Genomic DNA, 5125 nt, shown 5'->3' on the forward strand with positions numbered 1-5125 from the left:
AGAGGTCAAAAGTCAGACAGATTAATTCAGCTCATCTGAGATTTAACTTTTCTGATATTGAGAGACCCTCTGAATTTCCTCCATGTTCCACACAGATTGGAATTGGAGGAGTTCTAATGAACAAGCATATCCCAACATCACCTATCACTGCCAATGTTGATCAACTGAGCTCCGTGCTGACAACGGTTAATCACGCCAAGGGCCTGCCGAACGAGCACTATATTGATCCGGCTATCTTTGCCGAAGAAAAGCGCTCCGTTCTGTTTGCCAACTGGTCTGGTATCGGATTTGGTAAGGACATTCCTGAAGCAGGTGACGCAAAGCCGATCAATTTCCTCGGTATGCCGCTGCTTATGGTCAGAGACCGTACTGGTGAAATTGGCGTGTTCCAGAACACCTGTCGCCACCGCGGCATGATCCTGGTTGAAGAGCCAACCAAGATCCGCGGTGCAATTCGCTGCCCGTATCACAGCTGGTGCTACGGTTTGAATGGCGAGTTGCGCACGACGCCGCATATTGGCGGTCCGGGTCAGAACACCCACGAAGATGTTGATCTGAAAGAACTCGGACTGACCCGCATCCGCTCGCACATCTGGCGTGATGTGGTGTTTGTTAACATTGATGAGACTGCTCCTGAGTTTGAAGAGGCTCATGCGGATTTAATTGAGCGCTGGAAAGAATTCGAGCAGCCAATTTTCCACGGTGGAGAGACCGCCTCATTCAAACTGAATGTGAACTGCAACTGGAAGCTTGCGGTTGAGAACTACTGCGAAAGCTATCATCTGCCCTGGATTCATCCGGGTCTGAATAGCTACTCCCGCCTGGAAGATCACTACAATATTGAAAAAGAGGGCAAATATTCCGGTCAGGGCTCACTGGTTTACCGCCAGCTGAAGTCTGAGGACGGGCGTGTTCTGCCAGATTTCAATGGCTTGAGTGATAAGTGGGATGAAGGGGCCGAATATGTTGCGGTGTATCCGAACGTTCTGCTCGGTGTACAGCGTGATCATGTCTTTGCGATCATTTTAGAACCGGTGGATCTGGAAAATACCGTTGAGCATATCGAGCTCTATTATTCCAAGCCGCCTCAGGATGCTCCTGAGCTGGATGATCTTCGTGTCGAAAACGCAGGTCTTTGGAAGACAGTGTTTAAGGAAGACATCTTCGTTGTTGAAGGCATGCAAAAAGGCCGTCATGGCGAGTTGTTTGACGGTGGTCGCTTCTCCCCGGCTATGGATGGTCCAACCCATGCGTTCCATCACTGGGTGGCGACCCAGATTGAGAAGGGCCGCACTGTATGAGCGCCTTCATTAAAGATGGGCTTGCCCGCAACTTCCTTGCTGGAAACTGGGTTGAGGGAGACGGTGGAAACCGTATTGCCGTTGAAGACCCAGGCTCCGCAGAGCATTTAGCGCATTGTGCGCTGGCGGGTGAAGAAAGCCTTGGCAAAGCGCTGGAAGCGGCCAGAGCAAGTTTTGAACGTGGAGATCTGGCGGACATGCGTCCGTCAGATCGCGCGGGTTTGTTGTGGCGCATTGCTGCTGAGATCCGAAAAATTGCAGATGAGGGTGCTGATCTTCTGTGCCGTGAGAGCGGTAAAACCCTCAGTGCTGCGCATGAGGAATTTGAAGAGGCCGCTCAGTACTTTGAGTATTATGGCGGTGTTGCCGACAAGATTGAAGGCAAGTCCATTCCGCTTGGCCCGGATTATGTTGATTACACAGTCTATGAGCCTTATGGCGTTTCTGCGCAAATTGTGCCGTGGAACTTCCCGGTCTCCATTGCAGCCCGTTCTCTGGCTCCAGCGATGGCAGCGGGCAACTCTGTGATCATCAAATCCCCTGAACTGGACCCGATCGGTCTGGCGATGCTGGGTGTTGCGCTGGAACGCGCTGATGTTCCAAAAGGTGCTGTTTCGATCTTAAATGGCATTGGCCGCGATATTGGTGCGAAACTGGTTGCTTCTTCTGAAGTGGACCAGATTGTTTTCACAGGTTCAGTGCCAACAGGCCAGGCAATCTTACGTGCAGCAGCTGGTCCTGTTACGCCATCTTTGATGGAGTTGGGCGGTAAGTCCGCAGCTGTTGTTCTTGAAGATGCTGATATCGACACTGTGATCGCCAGCCTGCAAAGCGGCATTTTTTACAATGCTGGTCAGGTTTGCTCTGCGATGTCCCGCGTGCTTGTTCATCGCTCCATCTATGAAGATGTTGTAGAACGTGCTGCCGCACTAGCAAATGGCTTGTCTGTTGGCCATGGTCTTGATAACCCCGAGCATACGCCTGTTATCTCTGCTGCTCAGCTGAAGGGCATTGAAGAAATAACATCAACAGCCCGGCAGAGCGGGGCGCGTGTTGCAGCTGGTGGTTCATCTCTGGAACGTCAGGGCTATTTCATGGCTCCGACAATTCTGGCAGATGTTGATCCGGCAAGCCGTGTTGCGCAGGAAGAAATCTTCGGACCAGTTGTGTGCATCACTCCTTTCGATAGTGATGCTGAGGCCATAGCTCTGGCAAATGGTACGGAGTTTGGTCTGGTGGCCGGGGTCTTTACCAAAGATCTGGCGAGAACACATCGTATCGGCCGCAAGTTGCGGGCAGGTCAGGTGTTTGTTAACGAATGGTTTGCAGGCGGAATTTCAACTCCGTTCGGTGGTGTGGGCAAGTCCGGCTTTGGCCGTGAGAAGGGCCTTGAGGCGCTTTACAACTACGTGCGCACCAAGAACATCGCGATTTCACTGAAAGGCTAAATCGATGAACTGGGAAACGCTGGATAGAGAGTTGCTGGACGCCCACGCAAAAGAAGATAGGGACGCCTTGATACGGCTTTACACAGAAGCTGGCAATCAAAGTGAAACTGCCGGAAACACAGATGCGGCCGGGTTTTACCTAACCCATGCCTTTGTCTTTGCTCTTGAGGCTGGCTCTCCTGAAGCCCCCCATTTAAACGCCCGCCTTGCTGAGCAGGGCCGCGCTATCATGCTGAGTTACCAATAAAATGAGCGCAAGAGTAATTAAAGCTGCTGACGTTGAAATGACCCATCGCGGAGGCCCTCCGGGCATTGCGAGGGTTGGACGTGCGATCTCCCCGGACCTGAGCCCTTCTATGGCTGCCGGGTTTGCGGAGTTTGATGGCTGTGAAGTGGAATGGACCGTTCTCTATGACGAGATTGTTTACGTCATTGAAGGTGAGTTTCGTTTGGGCACAAAAGACGGCGAGCTGACCGCGCAGGCCGGAGATGTGATGTGGATTCCTGAAGGTACCAGTTTGGTCTACCGAGGCACGAAAGCACGCATTTTCTATACGGTTCATCCGGGAAACTGGAAAGATCGGCTGGCAGAGTAAGCCTGAAAGACAGAGCTGCTTAACTTCAGCACTTGCAAGAAATTAGAGCAGGCGGTTTGGCGCTTACTGATGAGGTCATTGCCATGTAGCAGTGATCTCACCGGCAGTGCCATGCCGGGAGCAGGAAGCAGAGTTCTGACAAGAAAGGAACGTGCGGTTTTACATCCATTAAAGTGGCAAAGCACAACAAAAACCAGGCAAAAGAACTGCTGGACGACCTCGCGGAAAACGCAGGAGAGCAGACTTTGGCAAGGCATGCCACTTCTAAAATACAGAATGCGCTCATGCATCTGAGAAGAAAACAAATCTCTCGCGCAGCGTATTCCTTTGGCAAAATGGGAGGAATTTATGCCAATCAAACCACCTGTCACCGAACTCACTATTAAAACCGCAACCAGTGGTTTTTATAGCGGGTTCGCAAAAGATGTTACGATCAGTGCTAAGTTCATAATTGGCGCGCTGCTGATCTGGGCGATTGGATTTCCAGAACACTCCGGCGCTTTTCTTGGCAAGATCAATGGCTTTCTCTTAGCCAACTTTAATTTCTGGTACATCTATGTGATGGCCTTTTACATCGTTTTATGTCTGGCTCTGGCCGCTGTCCCTGCAACCGGACGCTTAAGACTGGGCAAAAATGATGACCGCCCAGAGTTCTCGACCTTCTCATGGTTCTCAATGCTTTTTGGTGCTGGCCTTGGTATCGGTCTTCTGACTTATGCTGCTGGCGAACCGCTTTATCATCTTCAGAATAATCCAGACGTCATTCAAGGCAATATTGCTGCAAACAGTTGGGACACTGTACCTTCTGCGATGAAATGGACTTTCTTCCATTGGGGGCTATCTGCCTGGGGCTGTTATACTCTTTGTGGTCTGGCTCTTGCGTTTTTCGCTTATCGTCGTGGTCTTCCATTGACCATTCGTTCAGCTCTGGCATCTCTTTTCGGCAATAAACTTTCAGGAACAACCGGCGCGATTATCGACATCATCGCCGTTGTCGCCACCGTTCTGGGCGTTGCGCAAACCATTGGTTACGGGGTTGAGCAGCTGGTAGCAGGCCTGCATCGCATTGGCTTTGGCGACTGGCTCATCTCTGTGGCGACAGATGGCAAGCAAACGTCCTCAAATGCTGGCATCATTTTTGCGCTTGTCGTCATCCTTGGAGCATCCACGCTTTCTGCACTTTCTGGTGTTGGGCGCGGCATTAAGTGGCTATCAAACCTGAATATGGGTTTGAGTTTCTTCTTGCTGAGTTTCTTCCTGTTCTTCGGGTCTACTTTCTTTGGCGTGCAGACGCTTCTGACGGGTGTATTTGATTATGTCACCTCACTGCCGTCTTTGCTGCTGACCGTCTGGAATGATGATGGCACTGCCACTGGCAAGGCTTTGTCTGACTGGCAAGGCGGCTGGACTGTGTTTTATTGGGCCTGGTGGATTGCATCTGCGCCATTTGTTGGCGTGTTTCTGGCCCGCATCTCCAAGGGGCGTACCATTCGCGAGTTTGTGCTTGGTGCCATGATCGCAACATCTGCTATGTGCTTCATCTGGTTTGCTGCACTGGGTGGAACCGCGATTGATCTGGAGCTTTCCGGCGCTGCGCAAAATGAGATTGCGGGTACGGGACTTTCTGATCAGCTTTATGCGACGCTTGCTGTTATCTTAGAGCCAACAATGGCCTGGATCTTCTCCATCATTGTTGTTGCTTTGTTGCTGACCTATCAGATCACAACAGCGGATTCTGCTGTATTGGTTATCAATACGATCAACGCGGCTGGTGATGAAG

The 5125-nt window shown here is 51.2% G+C and carries 5 protein-coding genes; all 5 read left to right on the plus strand.

Annotated elements, in window-relative coordinates:
- Window positions 1–116 precede the first annotated feature (116 nt).
- Entirely contained in the window at window positions 117–1301 is a 1185-nt protein-coding gene (locus tag PsW74_RS17635; protein WP_063289766.1) for an aromatic ring-hydroxylating dioxygenase subunit alpha, read from the plus strand.
- Window positions 1298–2749, plus strand: coding sequence for an aldehyde dehydrogenase family protein (locus PsW74_RS17640; RefSeq protein ID WP_063289765.1), 1452 nt, complete (start codon window positions 1298–1300; stop codon window positions 2747–2749). The genes PsW74_RS17635 and PsW74_RS17640 overlap by 4 nt, the downstream gene beginning before the upstream one ends.
- Before the next feature lie 4 nt (window positions 2750–2753).
- On the plus strand, window positions 2754–2996 hold the full coding sequence (locus PsW74_RS17645) for a hypothetical protein (RefSeq protein ID WP_014286530.1): 243 nt from the start codon (window positions 2754–2756) through the stop codon (window positions 2994–2996).
- 1 nt (window position 2997) lies between these two features.
- Complete coding sequence (locus PsW74_RS17650; protein ID WP_063289764.1) at window positions 2998–3345, plus strand: cupin domain-containing protein; 348 nt, start codon at window positions 2998–3000, stop codon at window positions 3343–3345.
- Window positions 3346–3693: 348 nt separating this feature from the next.
- The coding region (locus PsW74_RS17655) for a BCCT family transporter (RefSeq protein ID WP_208988045.1) at window positions 3694–5125 on the plus strand (1432 nt) is incomplete at its 3' end.

Source organism: Pseudovibrio sp. W74 (assembly GCF_001623085.1).
In the GTDB taxonomy this organism is placed as follows: Bacteria; Pseudomonadota; Alphaproteobacteria; order Rhizobiales; family Stappiaceae; genus Pseudovibrio.

What these genes read in the sequence shown, in the direction of transcription:
- PsW74_RS17635 (WP_063289766.1), top strand. Translation starts at nt 117, where the DNA reads ATGAACAAGCATATCCCAACATCACCTATCACTGCCAATGTTGATCAA.
- PsW74_RS17640 (WP_063289765.1), top strand. Translation starts at nt 1,298, where the DNA reads ATGAGCGCCTTCATTAAAGATGGGCTTGCCCGCAACTTCCTTGCTGGA.
- PsW74_RS17645 (WP_014286530.1), top strand. Translation starts at nt 2,754, where the DNA reads ATGAACTGGGAAACGCTGGATAGAGAGTTGCTGGACGCCCACGCAAAA.
- PsW74_RS17650 (WP_063289764.1), top strand. Translation starts at nt 2,998, where the DNA reads ATGAGCGCAAGAGTAATTAAAGCTGCTGACGTTGAAATGACCCATCGC.